At 59.7% G+C, this 23,302-nt stretch carries 17 protein-coding genes and 1 pseudogene; 16 read left to right on the top strand and 2 right to left on the bottom strand.

Annotated features, from left to right (window positions below; all coding sequences use genetic code 11):
- Positions 1-134: 134 nt before the first annotated feature.
- The 16 genes and pseudogenes from BZ163_RS19215 to BZ163_RS19145 all read left to right on the top strand — a co-directional run bounded on the left by BZ163_RS19215 (position 135) and on the right by BZ163_RS19145 (position 19,150).
- A complete protein-coding gene (locus BZ163_RS19215; protein WP_128872230.1) occupies positions 135-1,607 on the top strand; it encodes a cytosine permease in 1,473 nt (490 codons plus the stop codon).
- Between the two features lie 68 nt (positions 1,608-1,675).
- On the top strand, positions 1,676-2,644 hold the full coding sequence (locus tag BZ163_RS19210) for an ABC transporter substrate-binding protein (protein ID WP_128872229.1): 969 nt from the start codon (positions 1,676-1,678) through the stop codon (positions 2,642-2,644).
- Between the two features lie 70 nt (positions 2,645-2,714).
- Positions 2,715-3,566: a proline/glycine betaine ABC transporter permease gene (locus tag BZ163_RS19205; protein WP_128872228.1), complete on the top strand. Its 852-nt coding sequence runs from the start codon at positions 2,715-2,717 to the stop codon at positions 3,564-3,566.
- Positions 3,563-4,393 (top strand): glycine betaine/L-proline ABC transporter ATP-binding protein, encoded by an 831-nt coding sequence (locus BZ163_RS19200; protein WP_128872227.1) that lies wholly within the window; start codon positions 3,563-3,565, stop codon positions 4,391-4,393. The genes BZ163_RS19205 and BZ163_RS19200 overlap by 4 nt, the downstream gene beginning before the upstream one ends.
- 171 nt (positions 4,394-4,564) lie before the next feature.
- The gene (gene hutH / locus BZ163_RS19195; RefSeq protein WP_128872226.1) at positions 4,565-6,088 is read left to right on the top strand and encodes a histidine ammonia-lyase; all 1,524 of its coding nucleotides are present in this window, start codon (positions 4,565-4,567) and stop codon (positions 6,086-6,088) included.
- Positions 6,089-6,205: 117 nt separating this feature from the next.
- On the top strand, positions 6,206-7,738 hold the full coding sequence (gene hutH / locus BZ163_RS19190; RefSeq protein ID WP_128872225.1) for a histidine ammonia-lyase: 1,533 nt from the start codon (positions 6,206-6,208) through the stop codon (positions 7,736-7,738).
- A gap of 124 nt (positions 7,739-7,862) precedes the next feature.
- Positions 7,863-9,086, top strand: a complete 1,224-nt coding sequence (gene hutI / locus BZ163_RS19185; RefSeq protein ID WP_128872224.1) for an imidazolonepropionase — start codon at positions 7,863-7,865, stop codon at positions 9,084-9,086.
- Positions 9,079-9,879 (top strand): N-formylglutamate deformylase, encoded by an 801-nt coding sequence (gene hutG, locus BZ163_RS19180; RefSeq protein WP_128872223.1) that lies wholly within the window; start codon positions 9,079-9,081, stop codon positions 9,877-9,879. Before hutI ends, hutG begins: the two co-directional genes overlap by 8 nt.
- 46 nt (positions 9,880-9,925) lie before the next feature.
- Positions 9,926-10,003: pseudogene (locus tag BZ163_RS35770) on the top strand (outer membrane lipoprotein carrier protein LolA); the annotation flags it as partial.
- A gap of 97 nt (positions 10,004-10,100) precedes the next feature.
- Positions 10,101-11,072: a prolyl aminopeptidase gene (pip, locus tag BZ163_RS19175; RefSeq protein ID WP_128872222.1), complete on the top strand. Its 972-nt coding sequence runs from the start codon at positions 10,101-10,103 to the stop codon at positions 11,070-11,072.
- Positions 11,069-11,506, top strand: coding sequence for a D-aminoacyl-tRNA deacylase (gene dtd / locus BZ163_RS19170; protein ID WP_128872221.1), 438 nt, complete (start codon positions 11,069-11,071; stop codon positions 11,504-11,506). Before pip ends, dtd begins: the two co-directional genes overlap by 4 nt.
- A 320-nt stretch (positions 11,507-11,826) precedes the next feature.
- Positions 11,827-13,647, top strand: coding sequence for a glucan biosynthesis protein (locus tag BZ163_RS19165; RefSeq protein WP_128872220.1), 1,821 nt, complete (start codon positions 11,827-11,829; stop codon positions 13,645-13,647).
- Positions 13,640-16,210: a glucans biosynthesis glucosyltransferase MdoH gene (gene mdoH, locus BZ163_RS19160; protein WP_128872219.1), complete on the top strand. Its 2,571-nt coding sequence runs from the start codon at positions 13,640-13,642 to the stop codon at positions 16,208-16,210. The genes BZ163_RS19165 and mdoH overlap by 8 nt, the downstream gene beginning before the upstream one ends.
- Before the next feature lie 303 nt (positions 16,211-16,513).
- Positions 16,514-17,311 carry a transporter substrate-binding domain-containing protein gene (locus tag BZ163_RS19155; protein ID WP_128872218.1) on the top strand — a complete coding sequence of 266 codons (798 nt, stop codon included), beginning with the start codon at positions 16,514-16,516 and terminating at the stop codon, positions 17,309-17,311.
- Between the two features lie 152 nt (positions 17,312-17,463).
- Positions 17,464-18,423: an amino acid ABC transporter permease gene (locus BZ163_RS19150; RefSeq protein ID WP_128872217.1), complete on the top strand. Its 960-nt coding sequence runs from the start codon at positions 17,464-17,466 to the stop codon at positions 18,421-18,423.
- The gene (locus tag BZ163_RS19145) at positions 18,416-19,150 is read left to right on the top strand and encodes an amino acid ABC transporter ATP-binding protein (protein WP_128872216.1); all 735 of its coding nucleotides are present in this window, start codon (positions 18,416-18,418) and stop codon (positions 19,148-19,150) included. The genes BZ163_RS19150 and BZ163_RS19145 overlap by 8 nt, the downstream gene beginning before the upstream one ends.
- Positions 19,151-19,201: 51 nt before the next feature.
- Here BZ163_RS19145 and BZ163_RS19140 read toward each other — a convergent pair whose 3' ends face one another.
- Positions 19,202-22,291, bottom strand: a complete 3,090-nt coding sequence (locus tag BZ163_RS19140; protein WP_128872215.1) for a fibronectin type III domain-containing protein — start codon at positions 22,289-22,291, stop codon at positions 19,202-19,204.
- 275 nt (positions 22,292-22,566) lie between these two features.
- Complete coding sequence (locus BZ163_RS36495) at positions 22,567-23,280, bottom strand: methyl-accepting chemotaxis protein (protein ID WP_371916820.1); 714 nt, start codon at positions 23,278-23,280, stop codon at positions 22,567-22,569.
- Positions 23,281-23,302: the final 22 nt, after the last annotated feature.

Raw genomic sequence — 23,302 nt, 5'->3', positions numbered from 1 at the left:
GCTTGACGCAAAACCTGTAGGAGCTGGCTTGCCAGCGAATGATGCACCTCGGTGTGCCAGGAAGGCGCCTTCGCGAGCAAGCTCGCTCCTACAGGGATCACCAACCCAGAATAACAATCCACAGAGGTTGAACAATGGCTGTTAATGACGATCGTGCAGGCAACAAACCGTTGATCGAGAAACGTTCGATCGACTACATCCCGGAAGCGGAGAGACACGGTCGTCTGTTGAGCCAGTTCACCCTGTGGATGGGCGCCAACCTGCAAATCACCGCGATTGTCACCGGGGCCCTGGCCGTGGTGCTGGGCGGTGACGTGTTCTGGTCGTTGATCGGTCTGTTGATCGGTCAACTGCTCGGCGGTGGCGTAATGGCGCTGCATGCCGCGCAAGGGCCCAAGCTTGGCCTGCCGCAGATGATCTCCAGCCGGGTGCAGTTCGGCGTGTATGGCGCGGCCATCCCGATCGTGCTGGTCTGTCTGATGTACCTCGGTTTCACCGCAACGGGCACCGTGCTTTCCGGCCAGGCGCTGGGCCAGTTGTTTGGCGTCAGCGACAGCGTCGGTATCCTCATCTTCGCCAGTGTCATCGTGCTGGTCACGGTGCTCGGTTATCGGGTGATCCATTTCATCGGCCGTGTCGCCAGCGTCATTGGCGTGATTGCCTTCGTTTACCTGTTCAGTCGCCTGATGAGCCAGACTGATGTTGGCGCGCTCCTGCAAATCCGCCACTTCAGCTGGACCAGCTTTCTGCTCGCGGTGTCGCTCGCGGCGTCCTGGCAGATCGCCTTCGGCCCCTACGTGGCTGACTATTCACGCTACCTGCCGAGCAAGACTTCCTCGGTGAAGACCTTTTTCGCCGCCGGTGCGGGTTCGGTGATTGGCGCACAGGTGGCGATGATCCTCGGCGTGCTTGCCGCCGCCTCGGCCAACGGGCAGTTCGCCGGCCACGAAGTGGCCTACATCGTGGGTCTGGGCGGTACCGGTGCCACCGCTGCGCTGCTGTACTTCAGTATCGCGTTCGGCAAGGTCACCATCTCCACGCTGAACTCCTACGGCAGCTTCATGTGCATTGCGACCGTCATCAGCGGTTTCCGTGGTGACCTGAAAGTAACGCGCTTGCAGCGTCTGGTCTTCGTGCTGGTCATCGTCGGCACGGCGACCCTGATCGCGTTGCTCGGTCAGCACTCGTTCCTCGGTGCGTTCAAGTCCTTCATCCTGTTCTTGCTGGCGTTCTTTACGCCATGGAGCGCGATCAACCTGGTGGACTACTACTGCATCACTCGCGAGCGCTATGACGTGCCGGCGCTGGCCGATCCGAACGGTCGCTACGGCCGTTGGAACCCCCTCGGCATCAGCGTCTATGTCTTCGGTGTGCTGGTGCAACTGCCGTTCATCTCCACCAAGTTCTATACCGGTCCGCTGGTGGACGCTCTGGGTGGGGTGGATATTTCCTGGATCATCGGGCTGGTGCTTCCCGCAGCCTTGTATTACGTGTGTGCGAAAAAATGGCACAGCGCAGTACCCGATCAACTGATCCTGCCGATCGAGCAGGACAGCGTTGTACAACCCAAAACAAGCGGGGCCTGTCGCACTGCGGTGCAGGCCTGATTGGACGTGGACAGGGCTGGATGCCTCTTGACTGCCGTAAGCCAATTCATGATTAGGAGCGTCACACAATGAAATCGAACAAGACCCTGCTGACCACATTGCTTTCCATGGGCCTGCTCGCCAGTGCCGGCGCCACTCAGGCAGCCGGTTGGTGCGAGTCGGGCAAACCGGTGAAATTCGCCGGCCTGAACTGGGAAAGCGGCATGCTGCTGACCGATGTCATGCAAGTGGTGCTGGAGAAAGGCTACGACTGCAAGACGGACAGCCTGCCAGGCAACTCCATCACCATGGAAAACGCCCTGAGCAGCAACGATATTCAAGTGTTCGCCGAAGAATGGGTCGGCCGCAGCGAAGTCTGGAACAAGGCCGAGAAGGCCGGCAAGGTGGTCGGTGTCGGCGCTCCGGTCGTTGGCGCGGTCGAAGGCTGGTATGTGCCGCGTTACGTGATCGAAGGCGACGCCAAGCGCAAGCTGGAGCCAAAAGCCCCGGACCTCAAGGCGATCGCCGATCTGGGCAAATACGCCACCGTGTTCAAGGACCAGGAAGAGCCATCCAAGGGCCGCTTCTATAACTGCCCGGCCGGCTGGACCTGTGAGCTGGACAACAGCGAAATGCTCAAAAGCTACGGCCTGGAAAGCACCTACACCAACTTCCGCCCAGGCACCGGCCCGGCGCTGGATGCAGCGGTGCTGTCGAGCTACAAGCGTGGCGAGCCGATCCTGTTCTACTACTGGTCGCCAACCCCGCTGATGGGCCAGGTCGACCTGGTCAAGCTTGAAGAAAAACCGGGTGTGGACAAGAGCGTGACCATCAAGGTCGGCCTGTCCAAAACCTTCCACGAGCAAGCCCCGGAACTGGTGGCCGTGCTGGAAAAGGTCAACCTGCCGATCGACCTGCTGAACCAGAACCTCGGGCGCATGGCCAAAGAGCGGATCGAGTCACCAAAACTGGCGAAAATCTTCCTCAAGGAACATCCTGAAGTCTGGCACGCATGGGTGAGCGAAGACGCAGCCAAAAAGATCGACGCGGCCTTGTAGGTCGAGCTTTACCGGCTGCCGTCAGCGGCAGTCGGATGCTTGATCGCAACCCCTTGATTGAGAGTCTCTTATGTTTCCCGAAAACTTTACTTTTTCCATCGCCGACTGGGTCAACAGTTGGGTCGATTCGCTGGTCACCAACTACGGCGATGTGTTCCGCAGCATCTCCGACACCCTGTTGTGGGCCATCGTCAATCTTGAAGGGCTGCTGCGTGCGGCCCCCTGGTGGCTGATGCTGGCGATCGTGGCGGGCGTTGCCTGGCACGCGACCCGCAAAGTCGTGACCACGTCCGTCATCGTCGGCCTGCTGTTCCTGGTGGGGGCGGTCGGCCTCTGGGACAAGCTGATGCAGACCCTGGCGCTGATGATGGTGGCGACGGTCATCTCGGTGCTGATCGGCATTCCGCTGGGCATTCTCTCGGCGCGCAGCAATCGCCTGCGTTCGGTGTTGATGCCGCTGCTGGACATCATGCAGACCATGCCGAGCTTCGTGTACCTGATCCCGGTGCTGATGCTGTTCGGCCTGGGCAAGGTCCCGGCGATTTTCGCCACCGTCATTTACGCGGCGCCACCGCTGATCCGTCTGACCGACCTGGGCATTCGCCAGGTCGACGGTGAAGTGATGGAAGCGATCAACGCCTTCGGTGCCAACCGCTGGCAGCAACTGTTTGGCGTGCAACTGCCGCTGGCCCTGCCGAGCATCATGGCCGGGATAAACCAGACCACCATGATGGCCCTGTCGATGGTAGTGATTGCCTCGATGATCGGTGCCCGTGGCCTGGGCGAAGACGTGTTGGTGGGGATTCAGACCCTCAACGTCGGACGAGGCCTCGAAGCCGGTCTGGCGATCGTGATTCTGGCAGTGGTCATCGACCGCATTACTCAGGCGTATGGTCGGCCACGGCATGAGGTGAGCAAATGAACAACGAAGCCATCAGCAAGATTGAAGTCAAGAACGTCTTCAAGATTTTCGGCAACCGCTCCAAGGAAGCGCTGGCCATGGTCGGCCAGGGCAAGACCAAGGACCAGGTTTTGGCCGAAACCGGCTGCGTGGTCGGCGTCAACGACCTGTCGCTGAGCATCGGCACCGGCGAGATCTTCGTGATCATGGGCCTGTCGGGTTCCGGCAAGTCGACGCTGGTGCGCCACTTCAATCGCCTGATCGACCCGACCAGCGGCGCGATCCTGGTGGACGGCGTGGACATCCTGCAATACGACATGGACGCCCTGCGCGAATTTCGCCGACACAAGATCAGCATGGTGTTCCAGAGCTTCGGCCTGTTGCCGCACAAAACCGTGGTGGACAACGTCGCCTACGGCCTGAAAGTGCGTGGCGAGAGCAAGCAGATGTGCACCGAGCGCGCGCTGCACTGGATCAACACCGTGGGCCTCAAGGGCTACGAAAACAAATACCCGCATCAGTTGTCGGGCGGCATGCGCCAGCGTGTGGGCCTGGCCCGCGCACTCGCGGCGGACACCGACATCATCCTGATGGACGAAGCGTTCAGCGCCCTTGATCCACTCATCCGCGCTGAAATGCAGGATCAGTTGCTGGAGCTGCAAAAGACCCTGCACAAGACCATCGTCTTCATCACCCACGACCTCGACGAGGCCGTGCGGATCGGCAACCGCATTGCGATCCTCAAGGACGGCCGGCTGATTCAGGTCGGTACGCCGAGAGAGATCCTGCATTCGCCGGCGGATGAGTATGTCGACCGGTTCGTGCAGCGGCGGGCTGCGGTGGTTTAAAGAGATTTGCGGTGATAGTGCCGGCCTCTTCGCGAGCAAGCCCGCTCCCACATTTGTTCGACGTTGTGCCGAAAATTTGTGAACACCACAGATCTAATGTGGGAGCGGGCTTGCTCGCGAAGGCGTCAGTGAAGCTGCATCAATATTCAGGTTGTACGCACGAGGTTGAAGATGTCCCAGGTTGAAAGAATCGTTATCGCCGACGCCCCGTTGCGCTGGCAGGATGTGGTCGCAGTCGCTCGCCGTGGCGCACAACTGGAGCTGTCGACCCAGACCTGGGCGCGGATCGAGAATGCCCAGGCCATTGTCCAGCGCATCGTCGCCAGCGGCGAACGCGCCTATGGCGTCAACACCGGTCTGGGAGCGTTGTGCAACGTCTCGCTCAAAGACGAGCAACTCAGCCAACTGTCGCGCAACACCTTGCTCAGTCACGCCTGCGGCGTTGGCGCTCCGCTGGCCGACGAACAGACCCGCGCGATCATGTGCGCCGCGATCCATGTGTACTCCTATGGCAAATCCGGCATTCATCGCCAGGTCGTCGAAGCCCTGCTGGCACTGCTCAACCGCGGCATAACCCCGCAAGTGCCATCCCAGGGTTCGGTCGGTTACCTGACCCACATGGCTCACATCGGCATCGCGCTGCTGGGAGTCGGCAATGTCAGCTATCGCGGGCAGATCATTGGCGCGCAGCAGGCACTGGCAGAAGAAGGTCTGCAACCGGTTCAGCTCGGCGCCAAGGACGGTTTGTGCCTGGTCAACGGCACGCCGTGCATGACCGGCCTCAGCTGCCTGGCGATTGCCGACGCCACGCGCCTGGTGCAGTGGGCTGACGTGATCGGCGCGATGAGCTTCGAAGCCCAGCGCGGCCAGATCGCGGCGTTCGATGCCGAAATCATCGCGCTTAAACCGCATCCGGGCATGCAACGGGTCGGGGTCAACCTGCGCGCCTTGCTCGATGGCAGTGAAGTGATCGCCAGCAGCAAAGGCATTCGCACCCAGGACGCGTTGAGCATCCGGTCGATCCCGCAAGTCCACGGCGCCGCACGGGATCAACTGGCGCACGCGATTCAACAGATTGAAATCGAACTCAACTCGGTCACGGACAACCCGATGCTGCTGGGCACTCCGGACAATTTCCGTATCGTGTCCCAGGCCAACCCGCACGGTCAGTCCGTGGCAATGGCGGCCGACCTGCTGGCCATCGCCATGGCAGAAATCGGCTCCATCGCCGAGCGGCGTCTGGACCGTTTGATCAACCCGCACGTCAGCGGTCTCCCGGCCTTTCTGGTGGCCAACCCGGGGGTGAACTCCGGGATGATGATCGTCCAGTATGTCGCCGCTTCCCTGTGCGCGGAAAACCGCCAGTTGGCGCAACCGGCGGTGCTCGACAACTACGTCACCTCGGGTCTGCAGGAAGACCACCTGAGCCTGGGCACCAACGCGGCGCTGAAGCTGCATCGCGCGCTGGAAAACTGCACGCAGATCCTCGCCATCGAATATCTTCTGGCGGCCCAGGCGTTTGAATTCCTCAAGGAACAACGCTTCGGCGCCGGCACCGATGCCGCATGGCGTCTGCTGCGCGAACGGGTTCCAGCCTACGATCAGGACCGCTGGCTGGCGCCGGACATCGCCGCCGCCGCGGGCGTTTTGAAAGACCCGGTCTTGCTGCAAAAAGCCTTGCCGAATTTGCACTGATTTCCATACAAAACCAGCGTGCCAAGGCGCCAGCCCCCTCAGAAAGGCGGGAAGCGACGGACAACGGATATCTCCGGAGCGTCTGGTAGTTAATAACACTCTCAAAAGGAGCAAAAAATGACTGCGCTTAATTTGATTCCCGGCCAACTGAGCCTTGCCCAACTGCGTGATGTCTATCAGCAGCCGGTGAAACTGACCCTCGACAACAGCGCCTCGGCGCAGATCGAGGCCAGTGTCGCCTGCGTGGAACAGATCCTCGCCGAGAACCGCACTGCCTACGGCATCAACACCGGGTTCGGCCTGCTGGCCTCGACCCGCATCGCCAGCGAAGACCTGGAAAACCTCCAGCGCTCGCTGGTGCTGTCCCACGCCGCCGGTGTCGGCGAGCCGATCAGCGATGCCCTGGTGCGCCTGGTCATGGTGCTCAAGGTCAACAGCCTGAGCCGTGGTTTCTCCGGCATTCGCCGCGTGGTGATCGACGCGTTGATCGCGCTGATCAACGCCGAGGTGTATCCGCACATTCCGTTGAAAGGTTCGGTCGGTGCCTCCGGTGACCTGGCGCCGTTGGCCCATATGTCGCTGGTGCTGCTGGGCGAGGGCAAGGCGCGCTACAAAGGCGAATGGATGGAAGCGACCGAAGCGCTGAAAGTGGCCGGCTTGACCCCGCTGACCCTGGCGGCGAAAGAAGGCCTGGCGCTGCTCAACGGCACTCAGGTTTCGACCGCTTATGCATTGCGCGGTTTGTTCGAAGGCGAAGACCTGTTTGCTGGCGCCCTGGCCATTGGTGGCATGACTGTTGAAGCCGTGCTGGGCTCGCGCTCGCCGTTCGATGCGCGCATCCACGCCGCTCGCGGCCAGAAAGGCCAGATCGACGCCGCTGCCGCTTACCGCGATCTGTTGGGTGAGCGCAGCGAAGTCTCCAACTCGCACCAGAACTGCGACAAGGTCCAGGACCCGTACTCCCTGCGCTGCCAGCCGCAAGTCATGGGTGCCTGCCTGACCCAGTTCCGTCAGGCCGCCGAAGTGCTTGCCGTCGAGGCGAACGCGGTCTCCGACAACCCGCTGGTGTTCGCCGCTGAAGGCGACGTGATCTCCGGCGGTAACTTCCACGCCGAACCGGTGGCCATGGCCGCCGACAACATGGCCCTGGCCATCGCTGAAATCGGCTCCCTGAGCGAGCGCCGTATCTCGCTGATGATGGACAAGCACATGTCGCAACTGCCGCCGTTCCTGGTGGCCAACGGCGGGGTCAACTCCGGCTTCATGATCGCCCAGGTGACGGCGGCGGCACTGGCCAGCGAGAACAAGGCGTTGTCCCACCCGCATTCGGTGGACAGCCTGCCGACGTCGGCGAACCAGGAAGACCACGTGTCCATGGCGCCGGCGGCCGGCAAGCGTCTGTGGGAAATGGCGGAAAATACTCGCGGGGTGCTGGCCGTGGAATGGTTGGCGGCGTGCCAGGGGCTGGATTTGCGTGAGGGTCTGAAGACTTCGCCGAAGCTGGAGCAGGCTCGGGCGATTCTGCGTAAAGAAGTGCCGTTTTATGAGAAAGACCGGTTCTTTGCGCCGGACATCAATGCGGCCAGCGAGTTGTTGGCGACGCGTTGCCTGAACGAACTGGTGTCGGCGAAGTTGCTGCCGAGCCTGTAAGGGCCTCTTCGCTGGCAAGCCAGCTCCTACAGGTGTTGTGTCGTGTGCATGTTATGTACCCAACACCACCCTGTAGGAGCTGGCTTGCCAGCGAATCGATTTTGAACAAGACGAGGAACTCGGGATGAAAACTCTCTGGCAACACTGCCACGTCGCAACCATGGCGCAGGGCGTCTACTCGATCATCGAGGATGCGGCCATCGTGACGTCCGGTGCGCACATTGAGTGGATCGGCCCACGCGCTGAACTGCCGCCCGGTGAATACCCGGCCGTCAACGATTTGAACGGGGCCTGGGTAACGCCGGGCCTGATCGACTGCCACACCCATACGGTGTTCGGCGGTAACCGCAGCGGTGAATTCGAACAGCGGCTGCAAGGCGTCAGCTACTCGGAAATCGCGGCGGCCGGCGGCGGCATCGCCAGCACCGTGCGTGCCACTCGCGCGGCGACCGAGGACGAACTGTTCACCAGTGCCGCCAAGCGTCTGAAAAGCCTGATCCACGACGGCGTGACCACGGTCGAGATGAAATCCGGCTACGGTCTGGACCTGGCCAGCGAGCGCAAGATTCTGCGGGTGATCCGCCGCCTCGGCGCCGAACTGCCGGTCAGCGTGCGCAGCACCTGCCTGGCCGCCCACGCCTTGCCACCGGAGTACGCCGATCGCGCCGACGACTACATCGATCACATCTGCGCTGAAATGCTCCCGGCCCTGGCCGCCGAAGGCCTGGTGGATGCGGTGGATGCGTTCTGCGAATACCTGGCGTTCTCGCCGGCGCAGGTCGAACGCGTGTTCATCGCTGCGCAAGCGCTGGGCCTGCCGGTGAAGCTGCATGCCGAGCAACTGTCGTCCCTGCACGGTTCGAGTCTGGCAGCGCGTTACCATGCACTGTCGGCCGATCACCTGGAATTCATGACCGAAGACGACGCCATCGCCATGGCCGAGTCCGGCACCGTTGCGGTGTTGCTGCCAGGGGCGTTCTACTTCCTGCGGGAAACCCAATTGCCGCCGATGGACGCCCTGCGCAAACACGGGGTGAAAATCGCCATCGCCAGCGACCTCAACCCCGGCACTTCACCGGCGTTGTCGTTGCGCTTGATGCTGAACATGGCGTGCACCTGTTTCCGCATGACCCCGGAAGAAGCCCTGGCGGGCGCTACGATTCATGCCGCCAGCGCATTGGGCATGGCCCAGACCCACGGTTCGCTGGAAGCCGGCAAGGTCGCGGACTTTGTCGCCTGGCAAATCGATCGGCCCGCCGACCTGGCGTACTGGCTGGGCGGCGACCTGGAAAAACGCGTCGTGCGTCACGGCGTTGAAACCAGCATTCAGGAGAGCAGTCGTGGATAAAGTTCTTAACTTCCAACAAGGCCGCGTGCCGCTGCTGATCAGCATGCCCCACGCCGGTCTGCGGCTGACCCCGGCGGTCGAAGCCGGGTTGATAGCCGACGCGAAAAGCCTGCCGGACACCGACTGGCACATCCCGAGGCTTTACGAATTTGCTGCAGAATTGGGTGCCAGCACCCTGGCTGCCGAGTACTCGCGGTTTGTCATCGACCTGAACCGACCGTCGGACGACAAACCGCTGTATGTCGGCGCGACCACCGGCCTGTACCCGGCGACGCTGTTCGACGGCATTCCATTGTTCCGTGAGGGCATGCAGCCCTCGGCGGCCGAACGGGCGACGTATCTGGAGCAGATCTGGACGCCGTACCACAGCACCTTGCAAAACGAGTTGGCGCGATTGAAGGCCAAATTCGGCTATGCGCTGCTGTTCGATGCGCACTCGATCCGCTCGATCATCCCGCACCTCTTCGACGGCAAGCTGCCGGACTTCAACCTTGGCACCTTCAATGGCGCCAGTTGCGATCCGCAGTTGGCCACTCAGCTCGAAGCGATCTGCGCGCGTCATGCCGATTACAGCCATGTCCTGAACGGTCGCTTCAAGGGCGGCCACATCACCCGGCATTACGGGAATCCAGCCGAGAACATTCATGCGGTGCAACTGGAGCTGGGCCAGTGCACGTACATGGAAGAGTTCGAACCGTTCCGCTATCGCCCGGACTTGGCAGGGCCGACGCAGGTTGTGCTCAAGGAATTGTTGCAAGGGTTGTTGGCCTGGGGTGAAAAGCACTACGGATAATAGTTCGACGCGACCACCAGCCCCTGTAGGAGCGTGCTTGCTCGCGATGGTCGTTAACGAAAACGCGCCAAGTCTGACACTCTGCGGCGCCCTCAAGTTTTTCGCGAGCAAGCTCGCTCCTACAGGGGATCGTGCTCTGACGTAATTCGGGTTTATGATGCCGGACGGCAGAATAATAGATGTCCCCCCAGGGATGACCTCGACCCCTTACGGAGCGCGCAATGCAGACTTTGTACCCGCAGATCAAACCCCACGCCCGGCATGATCTGGCTGTCGATGCAACTCACACGCTCTATGTCGACGAAAGCGGTTCACCGGAAGGTTTGCCGGTAGTGTTCATCCACGGCGGCCCAGGCGCAGGGTGTGATGCCCAGAGCCGCCGGTATTTCGATCCGAACCTGTATCGCATTGTGACGTTCGACCAGCGCGGTTGCGGTCGCTCCACCCCCCACGCCAACCTGGAAAACAACACCACCTGGGATCTGGTCGCCGACCTCGAGCGCATCCGCAAACACCTGGGCATCGACAAATGGGTGTTGTTCGGTGGTTCGTGGGGTTCGACCCTGGCCCTTGCCTACGCGCAAACCCACCCGGAGCGTGTCCACGGCCTGATTCTGCGCGGGGTTTTTCTCTGCCGTCCGCAGGAAATCGAGTGGTTCTACCAGGCGGGTGCGAGCCGACTGTTTCCCGACTACTGGCAAGACTACATCGCGCCGATCCCGCAGGATGAGCGCGACGATTTGCTCTCGGCATTCCACAAGCGCCTGGTGGGCACCGACCAGATCGCCCAGATGCACGCGGCCAAGGCCTGGTCCATGTGGGAAGGCCGGACGGCGACCCTGCGTCCGAACCCGCTGGTGGTCGACCGTTTTTCCGAGCCACAGCGCGCGTTGTCCATCGCCCGCATCGAATGTCACTACTTCACCAACAACGCGTTCCTCGAGCCGAACCAGCTGATCCGCGACATGGGCAAGATCGCCCATCTGCCCGGGGTCATCGTCCACGGTCGCTACGACGTGATCTGCCCGCTGGATAATGCCTGGGAACTGCATCAGAACTGGCCGAACAGTGAATTGCAGGTGATCCGTGACGCAGGCCATGCCGCTTCCGAGCCCGGCATTACCGATGCGCTGGTGCGTGCCGCCGATCTGATGGCCCGGCGTCTGCTCGATCTGGCGCCTGAAGAAGCATGAAGGCTCTGCTGCAACGCGTGCGAGGCGCGCGAGTCGAGGTAGCGGGGGAGGTGGTTGGCGCAGTGGACCAGGGTTTGCTGGTGCTGGTGGCGGTCGAACCAGAGGATACTCGGGCCAGTGCCGACAAACTTCTGCATAAGCTGCTTAACTATCGAGTATTCAGCGATGCCGAGGGCAAGATGAATCTGTCCCTGGCAGATGTCGACGGCGGGCTGCTGCTGGTCTCTCAGTTCACCCTGGCCGCCGATACCCGAAGCGGGTTGCGTCCGGGTTTTTCGACTGCGGCGCCCCCGGCCCTGGGAGAGGAACTTTTCGGCTATCTTTTAGAGAAGGCGAAACAGGTGCATGGCACTGTGGCATCAGGTAGATTCGGCGCGGATATGCAGGTGCACCTGGTCAACGATGGCCCGGTGACCTTTCTGTTACAGACCTGAAAGCGCTTGAAACATGTTTTTGAGCGCTTTTCGACTGAAAACAGGGTTTTTTCGCGAGAAATACTGGGTTGCCCCTGATGTGTTGTAACGCGGCATACTAGATAATCGCGCGTTACGGGGATCAGCGTTCGTTGGCCCATTTTGACTTAGGTAGAGACTTGTCCGAGACCTGTTGGGGAATCATTTAGCCCCAGAGGAGTCGGAACAATGCTCGCCAACTTGGCAAGAGTGTTTCGCAGGGTCGGTTTTTTACACCGCACACCGTGCTGGCGCTTTAACTGGCCGTTGGTTTTTTGATCTGTTTTCGGCGAGGGTTGCTCGTGATTGTTAGTCCCTGTAATGCACCAAAATTGTCTGCCAAACGGTTCCGAAGCGCTCTGGTAGCGGGCTCTGCACTGCTCTGCCTGCTCAGCGCCGGCCAGCTATGGGCATTCAATCTGGATGATGTATCGGTCAAGGCAAAAGAGCTGGCCGGGCAGAAATACGAAGCCCCGCGCAGTAACCTGCCGAACGAATTCCGCGAGATGAAATTCGCGGACTATCAGAAAATTCGTTTCCGCACCGAGAAAGCCGAGTGGGCCGATCAGAAAACCCCGTTCAAGCTGTCGTTCTATCACCAGGGCATGCACTTCGATACTCCGGTGAAAATCAACGAAATCACGGCTAACACCGTCGAAGAGATCAAATACGACCCTGAGCGGTTTGATTTTGGCGACGTCAAGTTCGACCCTAAAGCCACCGAACAACTGGGTTATGCCGGTTTCCGTGTGCTGTACCCGATCAACAAGGCCGACAAGCAAGACGAGATCATGACGATGCTCGGCGCGAGCTACTTCCGCGTGGTCGGCAAGGGGCATACCTATGGCTTGTCCGCCCGCGGCATGGCCATCGATACCGCGTTGCCGTCCGGCGAAGAGTTCCCGCGTTTCACCGAGTTCTGGATTCAGCAGCCAAGACCGGGTGACAAGCACCTGGTGATCTTCGCCCTGCTGGATTCGCCGCGCGCCACCGGTGCGTATCGCCTGACCCTGCGTCCGGGCAGCGATACCGTGGTCGACGTCAAGGCTAGAATGTTCCTGCGTGACAAAGTCACCAAGCTTGGCGTCGCGCCGTTGACCAGCATGTTCCTGTTCGGTGCCAACCAGCCGTCGAAGGTGCTGAACTACCGTCGCGAGCTGCATGACTCCAGCGGCCTGTCGATCCATGCCGGCAACGGCGAGTGGATCTGGCGCCCACTGAACAACCCGAAACACCTGGCTGTCAGCAACTTCTCCATCGAAAACCCGCGCGGTTTCGGTCTGCTGCAACGTGGCCGCGACTTCAGCCATTACGAAGACCTCGATGACCGCTACGACAAGCGCCCGAGTGCCTGGATCGAACCGAAAGGCGATTGGGGCAAGGGTTCTGTAGACCTGGTCGAGATTCCGACCGCCGACGAAACCAACGACAACATCGTGGCGTTCTGGAGCCCGGAAAAGCTGCCTGAGCCTGGCCAGCCGCTCGACGTTGCCTACCGCATGCACTGGACCATCGACGAAGCCTCCCTTCATGCGCCGGACAGCGCTTGGGTACAACAGACCCTGCGTTCCACCGGTGACGTGAAACAGTCCAACCTGATCCGTCAGCCCGATGGCAGCGTTGCCTACCTGGTGGACTTCGAAGGCCCGTCGCTGTTGGCATTGCCTGCAGATACGGAAGTTCGCAGCCAGGTCAGCGTTGGCGAGAATGCCGAGCTGGTCGAGAACAGCGTGCGCTACAACCCTGAAACCAAGGGCTGGCGCCTGACCCTGCGCATGAAGATCAAGGACCCGAGCAAGGCCACGGAAATGCGTGCAGCACTGGTCAAGAACATCGTGACTGCCGACCTTGCCAAGGCCGTGCCGGCCTCCAACTCTTCCGTTGCCAAGGCCGACAAGGTCGCCGCCAAGCAGCAGGAGAAGCTGGACAAGGAAGCCAAGGACGCCAAGCAAGCTGAAGCCAAACAGGCCGAAGCCAAGCCTGTCGCGGATTCCAAGGACAAGGACAACAAAGACGCCAAGCAGCCTGCAGCTGCCGACGCGGCCCCAGTCACACCGGAATCGGCGCCGACTGAAGAAGTCCTGACCGAGACCTGGAGCTACCAGTTGCCTGCCGATGAGTAATTCTCAAGTACAGCCAGAGACGCTTGCCGAGTATCTGGCGCATTTACCGATGACCGACGAGCAGCGCGCGGAACTCGCGGGCTGCCAGTCCTTCAGCGAATTGCACGAACGCCTGTCGTCTTCGACGTTCGACGCACCGACCGAGGCTGCCCAAGCCTCGGTGGGGCGTCGCCTGACCCTGAACACCGCCGAAGAACTGGCGGACGCCGAAATGCTGGCGCTCGACGCCAGCGGCCGGGTCTGCCTGCGGGCGACCCCGCCGATTCGTCGGACCAAAGTCGTGCCGGAGCCGTGGCGCACCAATATTCTGGTACGTGGCTGGCGTCGCCTGACCGGCCGCACCAACCCGCCGAAGCCACCGAAAGACGAAAACGTGCTGCCGGCGGCTCGCTGGCGCACTGTCGGTTCGATCCGGCGTTACATTCTGTTGGTACTGATGCTCGGTCAGACCATCGTCGCCGGCTGGTACATGAAAGGCATCATGCCGTACCAGGGCTGGTCGTTCGTCGACCTGGATGAAGTCCTGCACCAGCCGTTCCTGCAAACCGTCACGCAAGTGCTGCCATATGCGCTTCAAACCAGCATCCTGATCCTGTTCGGGATTCTGTTCTGCTGGGTATCGGCCGGTTTCTGGACCGCATTGATGGGCTTCCTCGAGTTGCTCACCGGCCATGACAAATACCGGATTTCCGGTAAAAGCGCCGGTAACGAGCCGATCCCCAAGGACGCGCGCACCGCACTGGTCATGCCGATCTGCAACGAAGACGTGCCGCGGGTGTTTGCCGGTTTGCGAGCGACCTTCGAGTCGGTCGCTGCCACGGGTAACCTTGATCGCTTCGACTTCTTCGTGCTCAGCGACAGTAACGAAGCCGACATCTGCGTGGCCGAGCAACAAGCCTGGCTGGACGTCTGCCGCGAAGCCAAGGGCTTCGGCAAGATCTTCTATCGCCGCCGTCGCCGCCGCGTGAAACGTAAAAGCGGCAACCTCGACGACTTCTGCCGTCGTTGGGGGGGTGACTACAAATATATGGTCGTGCTCGACGCTGACTCGGTGATGAGCGGCGAATGCCTGACCAGCCTGGTGCGCTTGATGGAAGCCACGCCGGACGCCGGGATCATCCAGACCGCGCCGCGCGCGTCGGGTATGGATACGCTGTATGCGCGCATGCAGCAGTTCGCGACCCGTGTATACGGTCCATTGTTTACCGCCGGCCTGCACTTCTGGCAGTTGGGCGAATCCCATTACTGGGGCCACAACGCGATCATCCGCATGAAGCCGTTCATCGAGCACTGCGCCCTGGCGCCGTTGCCCGGTAAAGGCGCGTTCGCCGGTGCGATTCTGTCCCACGACTTCGTCGAAGCCGCGCTGATGCGCCGTGCCGGCTGGGGTGTGTGGATCGCTTATGATTTGCCGGGCAGCTACGAAGAGCTGCCGCCGAACCTGCTGGACGAACTCAAGCGTGACCGTCGCTGGTGCCACGGTAACCTGATGAACTTCCGCCTGTTCCTGGTCAAGGGCATGCACCCGGTTCACCGGGCAGTGTTCTTGACCGGTGTGATGTCGTACCTGTCGGCGCCGTTGTGGTTCTTCTTCCTGGTATTGTCGACGGCGCTGCTGGCGGTCAACACGCTGATGGAGCCGCAGTACTTCCTCGAACCACGCCAGCTTTATCCACTGTGGCCACAATGGCACCCGGACAAGGCGATCGCGCTGTTCTCGACCACCGTCGTGCTGCTGTTCCTGCCGAAGTTGTTGAGCATCATCCTGATCTGGGCCAAGGGCGCGAAAGAGTTCGGTGGCAAGTTCAAGGTGACGTTGTCGATGCTGCTGGAGATGTTGTTCTCCATGCTGCTGGCACCGGTGCGGATGATTTTCCATACCCGTTTCGTGCTCGCCGCGTTCCTCGGTTGGGCCGCGACCTGGAACTCGCCGCAACGTGACGATGACTCCACACCCTGGAGCGAAGCGGTCAAACGCCACGGTCCGCAAACCTTGCTGGGCTTTTTCTGGGCGCTGTTGGTGATCTGGCTGAACCCGAGCTTCCTCTGGTGGCTGGTGCCGATCGTCGGTTCGTTGATGCTGTCGATCCCGGTGTCGGTGATCTCCAGTCGTGTCGGCCTGGGCCTCAAGTCCCGTGACGAAAGCCTGTTCCTGATCCCTGAGGAATACAATCCGCCACAGGAATTGCTGGCCACCGACCAGTACACCCACGAAAACCGCTGGCATGCGCTGAACGACGGCTTTGTCCGGGCAGTGGTCGATCCACAGCAGAACGCCTTGGCGTGCTCGCTGGCGACTTCGCGCCATCGTCAGGCCGAGCCGATCGAATGGCTGCGCATCGAGCGGGTCCGTCACGCAATGAAAGTCGGGCCAGACGGGCTGACCAACAAAGAGCGAGTGGAGTTGCTGAGTGATCCGGTGGCCTTGGGTCGCTTGCACGAGCAGATCTGGGACGAAAGTCACCCCGAGTGGCTGCAGGCGTGGCGCAAATCGGTGAAGGCCGATCCCCATGCACCGTTGTTGCCGCTCAAACCGCTGAGCGTGCAGCCTCAGTTGGCGTGATCAAAGCCCCCGCTTCTGATAAGGAAGCGGGGGAGCCTTTAATAGATCGCAGCCTTCGACAGCTCCTACAGGATCCGGTTTACACGCGGACAATGTAGGAGCTGCCGAAGGCTGCGATCTTTTGCTTTCCGGCCCCGCTCGAACCAACAAATCCTGTGTAAACCCTTGTGCAAACGCCCGAGTGCGTTAGCATCCGTCCCCGAATTGGTGCGCCCGGACAACTTTCTGTTCGTATCTGCCGGTTTCCCAAGGGAAACCCGCCGTTTGCGCGCTTCACAACGCAATGGTTTTGGGGACTTGATGATGAAGAAGTATCTCTCGATGCTGCTGGTCGGCGTCACGGCACTGGTTGCCGTCAGCGCGGCGCAGGCCGGTGCCATCGACGACGCGGTCAAGCGTGGCACGTTGAAAGTCGGCATGGACCCGACCTACATGCCGTTCGAAATGACCAACAAACGCGGCGAGATCATCGGCTTTGAAGTCGACATTCTCAAAGCCATGACCAAAGCCATGGGCGTCAAGCTGGAACTGGTGTCCACCGGCTACGACGGCATCATCCCGGCGTTGCTCACCGACAAGTTCGACATGATCGGCAGCGGCATGACCCTGACCCAGGAACGCAACCTGCGCCTGAACTTCAGCGAACCCTTCATCGTGGTCGGCCAGACCCTGCTGATCCGCAAGGAGCTGGAAGGCACGATCAAGTCGTACAAAGACCTGAATACCGCCGACTACCGGATCACCTCCAAGCTCGGCACCACCGGCGAGATGGTCGCCCGCAAGCTGATCTCCAAAGCCCAATACCACGGCTACGACAACGAGCAGGAAGCGGTGCTCGACGTGGTCAACGGCAAGGCCGACGCCTTTATCTACGACGCGCCCTACAACGTGGTCGCGGTCAACAAGTTCGGCAACGGCAAGCTGGTGTTCCTCGACAAGCCGTTCACCTACGAGCCGCTGGCGTTCGGTCTGAAGAAGGGTGACTACGACAGCATCAACTTCATCAACAATTTCCTGCACCAGATCCACGAAGACGGCACCTACGATCGTATTCATGACAAGTGGTTCAAAGACACCGCTTGGCTCAAGGACATGGAATAAGGCCCGGTCAGATAGACCGCGTCGCCCCATTCGCGAGCAAGCCCGCTCCCACATTAGACCGAGTCGCCAGCTGAGCATGCGATCAAATGTGGGAGCGGGCTTGCTCGCGAAGACGGCCTCCCTGGCGACACAGAATTCGGAATTGCTGATAAATGAAACATAAAAAAGCCCAATGGCCCTGGCACGTTCTAACCGTGCTGGTGCTCATCGGCCTGGCCGGCGCCCTGTACTACGCCACCTCGCTGATGTCCTACGAATGGCGCTGGAACCGTATACCGCAATACTTCGCCTACCACGCCGAAGAATCCCAACGCGCCGCCGACATCTCCACCGTCAGCGAGTTGGTGCGCAAGGGTGACAAGGCTGAAGTCACCCTGCGCAACGATGCTGGCGACGAGCAACGCCTGGTCGTCGACGACAACAGCCTGCAAGTCGCCCAGGGCGACGATGTGGCTGAAGGCGATGTGATTGGTGTCACCCGCCAGTGGGCCGCAGGACCACTGATGTGGGGCCTTTGGACCACCTTGTGGTTGTCCGTGGTGTCCGGCGTGCTCGGTCTCCTGATCGGCCTCGCCACCGGCCTGTGCCGGCTGTCGAACAACCCGACCCTGCGCGACCTCTCGACGATTTACGTCGAACTGGTACGCGGTACGCCGCTGCTGGTGCAGATCTTCATTTTCTACTTCTTCATCGGCACCGTGATGAACCTGTCCCGGGAATTCGCCGGGATCGCCGCACTGTCGTTGTTCACCGGCGCCTACGTGGCGGAGATCATCCGTTCCGGTGTGCAGTCGATCGCCCGCGGCCAGAACGAAGCGGCGCGCTCCCTGGGCCTGAGCGCTGGCCAGTCGATGCGTCATGTGGTGCTGCCGCAAGCCTTCAAGCGCGTATTGCCGCCGCTGGCCGGGCAATTCATCAGTCTGGTCAAGGACACCTCGCTGGTGTCGGTGATCGCGATTACCGAACTGCTCAAAAGCGGTCGCGAAGTCATCACCACCTCGTTCTCGCCGTTCGAAATCCTGTTCTGCGTGGCTGGGTTGTACCTGTTGATCAACCTGCCGCTGTCGAAAATCGCCAGCCGGCTTGAGCGGAGGCTCGCGCAAAGTGATTGAAGTCCGCGATCTGGTAAAAGTCTTCGACACCCGCGGCCAGGTGGTTCGCGCGGTGGACAACGTCACCACACAAGTGGCCAAGGGTGAAGTGCTGGTGGTGATCGGCCCGTCCGGTTCCGGCAAGTCGACCTTCCTGCGTTGCCTCAATGGCCTGGAAGAATTCGACTCGGGCTCGGTCAGCATCGACGGCCTGCAGCTGGCCGACCCGAAAACCGACGTCAACGCCTACCGCCGCGAAGTCGGCATGGTGTTCCAGCATTTCAACCTGTTCCCGCACATGACCGTGCTGGAAAACCTCTGCCTGGCGCAGAAAGTCGTGCGCCAGCGCGGCAAGAAAGAGCGTGAGGCCAAGGCTCTGGCGTTGCTGGAGAAGGTCGGTATTGCGCAAAAGGCCAACGAATTTCCATCGCGTCTTTCCGGCGGTCAGCAGCAGCGGGTGGCGATTGCTCGTGCGTTGGCGATGGATCCGAAGGTGATGCTGTTCGATGAGCCAACCTCGGCGCTCGACCCGGAAATGGTCGGCGAGGTGTTGGACGTGATGAAAACCTTGGCGCTGGAAGGCATGACCATGGTCTGCGTGACCCACGAAATGGGCTTCGCGCGGGAAGTGGCGGACCGGGTACTGTTTTTTGATCATGGCAAATTGCTGGAAGACGCTTCGCCGGACGAGTTCTTTGCCTCGCCGAGGGATCCAAGGGCTCGGGCGTTTCTAAAGCAGGTACTGTAAGGTTCCTGCGCGAAAAAGGCCGTGAAGATCACGGCCTTCCTGTACCGTCAATCAACCCCTGATGGAGGCTGGGACAGAGTACATTCCATCGCGTATCGCGCGCACCTCGAAGAGATACGTAGTACCCCCCTTCAAATTAGTGAACATGAAACTAAGTTGCGAAAGCTCCCGGATGACTTGTCCATCACGAGACAGTTGATAACCGGTAACACCGCCACTCTCAGTCGGTGGTTCCCATTGGATAGTTCCGACCTGATTGGAAAGCCGATGGAATTGCAGGTTGGTCGGCGGATTCATGTTCGAACCTGCAGTGTGGACCGTAAGATATTCAAAATCGCCAGTATTTCCGGCGGCATCCACCGCACAGATTTTGAAGACGTACGTGGTACCACTGGCCAGGTTCATCACCCAGTGACGGATATAGGTATCCGTGCTGTCGATATCTGCGAGCCATTCGTCGCCACGGAAGAGCTTATGCCTGGTTACTCCGACGTTATCGGTCGCTGCCTTCCAGTCCAGAATGGCTGAGTTGTGAGTGACGTAATAGGCTCTGAAATCGGTTGGCTTGGAAGGGGCGGTTGTGTCTAGTGTCTTGACTGTCAGTGGATCGGAGTCGGCAAAGTTCCCGGCAGCATCCAGCGCCCGCACCTTGAAAATATAGGAGGTCGCATTGGTCAAGCCACTGGCGGTGTAACGGGTGTTGTTAATCGTGGCGATCGGATCGTTGTTGCGGAAGATTTGATAGCCCGTGACCGCGACGTTATCACTGGATGCGGCCCACTCCAGGAAGGCGGAGTTGCCGGTGACAGCGAGGGATCGCAGGTGGGTTGGCTTGGAAGGGGCGGTTGTGTCTGGTAACGGGTCGCCGATCGGTGTCACCGGATCAGAGTCGACATAGTCCCCTGCAAAATTCCATGCTCGCACCACGATTGATGACGGAACGACCACGTTTTCGGTCAGAAAGCTTTGCATTCCCGAATGGTGGTCGACCGTGCCGAGCGGAACCTCGTTTCGGTAAATCTCATAGAAGAAACCAACATTGGCCGCTGGACCGTCCCACGCAATGTAGGTTTTACCAGCAAAGTCCGTTGCCCTGAGCTGGGTTGGTTTGGAGGGGCGTCCAATCTTGAGCGTCGCCCCATCGGAAAAGGTAGAGCGGTTTCCACTCGCATCCCGCGCGCGCACGTTGTAAGTGTAGGTACCGTCATTGACGATTTCGCTGAAAAAGTTACTGTCAGTGACTCCAAGTGGTATCTGGTCGCGGAAAATCTGGTAGTTGTCGACTGCGACGTTATCACTGGACGGATTCCATGTCAGAGTGACGGTGTTATAGTTCGTAACAGTGGCTTTAAAGTTGCCAGGTTGGCTGGGTGGGAGAAAGTCGCCGATCGCTATCAGCGGATCAGAGTCAGCATAGTTGCCGCTGGCATCCACTGCGCGGACTACATATGTAACGTCAGACGTTTTTTCGACGATGATGCTCAAATCTGTAGTTGTACGTATGGGTGTCGGTTCGTCGTCACGATAAATCTCGTAGTGACTGACGGCGATATTATCAATCGACTTTTCCCATACAAGGGACGCTATCGTTGTGAAGTCATAGGTCAGAAGTCGGAGGTCATAGGGTCTGCTGGGGTTTGTGACGTCTGGAATGACCACGGTGGCTTCAGCAGCAGCACCGATTCCATCGGTGAAGGCGGCGATAACCTGGAAGTGATAGGTTCTGCCGTCAGCTAATCCTGCGATCGAATATTTTCTGGGGTGGGATGAAGGGATGGTAGCAAGATATGTTCCGTTCTGGAAAATATTGTAGCCGGAAAGGCGTCCAGTTTCTGCTGGGTTGCCCCATTCCAATTGAACGTCACGGGTGCCTATCCGGGTGATGTAAAGGTGCGAGGCGGCAGATTGCGCGGCTTTACTTGCCCTGGCTCGTGTGGCATTTATACATTTGTCGACAGCACCAGTTCCAGCGAAAAAATCAATGTTAATCATATTGCCCCTGGTGGGCTGGCGATAATTATCCGATCCCACTCTGCTAAAAAAAAAGCTCCCAGAAAATCGCTGAAGAGTTATAACGTACAGGCCCGAAAACGTATCGTAGCCGCATGCAAACATTGACCAAAGTCCGGTTGGCAGCGGTTCGCTCCAGATTTTGTCCATGTGCATGGCAATTTGGCCTGCGCCGTTGTCTGGCTGTCCAGTCCATGTCTGATGAACTTTTTTCCAGCAAAGTGGATGTGGATAGTCCCACGCGATAACAATATTTGCTCCAGGGTATCGGCTGCGGATTTGTTTGATCGTAAGGTCGTGTGCGTCGGCGGGGATACAACGATTACGGATTCTGAATAGCAGTTCACTTAAGGCGTCTTTCGCAAACTCGCCCACGAATACTTCATGAAAGTCTAAAATCACTATTTCGCCAGGATTTTGTTCTGTGAAACGATCGACTGCGATGTTGCATCCGGATAAGTAACGATGTGCGTGATAACCGTTGTGTTCAAACCTGCGCGTGGACCTGTCTCCGTACATTCGCAGATCGAGCGCTCGAATACCACCGTTCAATTGATAGGCAAAAGTGTCGTCCTGACAAGCCGCCCACCAATCAGCCGGCCACCCCGCCCCTTCCTGGTCGACGCCCGAATTATGGGCTTCGGGTAGTATCAGATCACGTATTTTCAAGTGTTCCAGGGAGGTGCCGATATCTGTCATCCAGCGGCTGTAATTGGTCAGGGCTATAGGGTGTTGAAACATCAGGTTGTAGCGGATACTGCTGAAGGATTGTTTTTCCTCTGCGCCATCGATACTGACCGTCAGGATGATGGCAAGGTTAGTGTTGTCGCCCAACTTGGCCAGCTCATCAAGTGGCAGTTCACAGGAGAATATTGATGCGTCTGTCGCATCGCCCACGGGTACGGCTTCTGCCAGCTCAATGACACCGCCGCGCCCATCGGCGTATGTGCATTCACAATGCATCCATAATTTTGATTGGCTGTTGACTCCAATCCAGGGCGGAACCTTTACGACAGGGCTGATGGTGAGGTTGTTGTAGTTCAACACATCATTTTCTGTGTCAGACACAATGGGAGGGAATAAAAAAGAGTCAGGTGTTTGCAGTTCGTGGTCTTGCTCTTGGATTGACATGATGGCACCTGTTCATGCGTTGATATCAGGATTGATTTAACGCTCGAAGAGGCCCATCGACTACTATCAGAACTGTTAGTGGAGAGAGTGATTGAAGCGGTCTAGCCTCCAATATTTTAATTTTTCCGTTGTGCCCCTGGTGGACGAACTGTGGGCTTTGATCAGGTTAGTTCGCCGCTGCGATCTTTTGATCCTGGCGATTGTGGAACCGTCGAAGATCAAAAGATCGCAGCCTGCGGCAGCTCCTGCAGGGGAGTGTGCGGTTGTTATGCCCTTTAAACCTTGAACCGGCCCACCAGCATCTGCAAATGCGTCCCCAACCGCGCCAGCTCAACGCTGGACGCCGCGGTTTCCTCACTCGCAGCCGAAGTCTGCTCGGACACATCGCGCACGTTCAGCACGCTGCGGTTGATCTCTTCGGCCACGGCGCTTTGTTGCTCGGCTGCAGCGGCGATCTGCTGGTTCATCGACTGGATCGCCGACACGGTGCGGGTGATGTTGGCCAGCGATCCACCGGCGCGGCGGGTCAGTTCGACGCTGCTGTCGGTCAGGCTGCGGCTGTTGTCCATGATGGTCGCCACTTGCTGGGTGCCGCTTTGCAGGCCAACGATCAACTCTTCGATTTCTTCGGTGGACTTCTGGGTCCGCTGGGCGAGGCTGCGGACTTCGTCGGCGACCACCGCAAAACCGCGTCCGGCCTCACCGGCACGAGCGGCTTCGATGGCGGCGTTGAGGGCCAGCAGGTTGGTTTGCTGTGCCACGGATTTGATCACGTCGAGCACGCTGCCGATCTTGTCGCTTTCGCGCTTGAGATCGCCCATGGCGACGGTGGAGTTACCCACCTCGATAGCCAGGCGCTCGATCTGGGCGATGGCTTCGCTGACCACCTTGTCACCTTCGCGGGCCTGCTGGTCGGCAGCGACTGCGGCCTCGGAGGCTTCTTCAGCGTTGCGTGCGACCTCCTGCACCGTGGCGGTCATCTCGTTCATGGCGGTCGCGACCTGGTCGGTC

Origin of the sequence: Pseudomonas sp. VI4.1 (assembly GCF_002029345.1) — a bacterium.
In the GTDB taxonomy this organism is placed as follows: Bacteria; Pseudomonadota; Gammaproteobacteria; order Pseudomonadales; family Pseudomonadaceae; genus Aquipseudomonas.
Note: the sequence above shows the minus strand (reverse complement) of the source record. Positions and strands in the feature narration are given on the sequence as shown.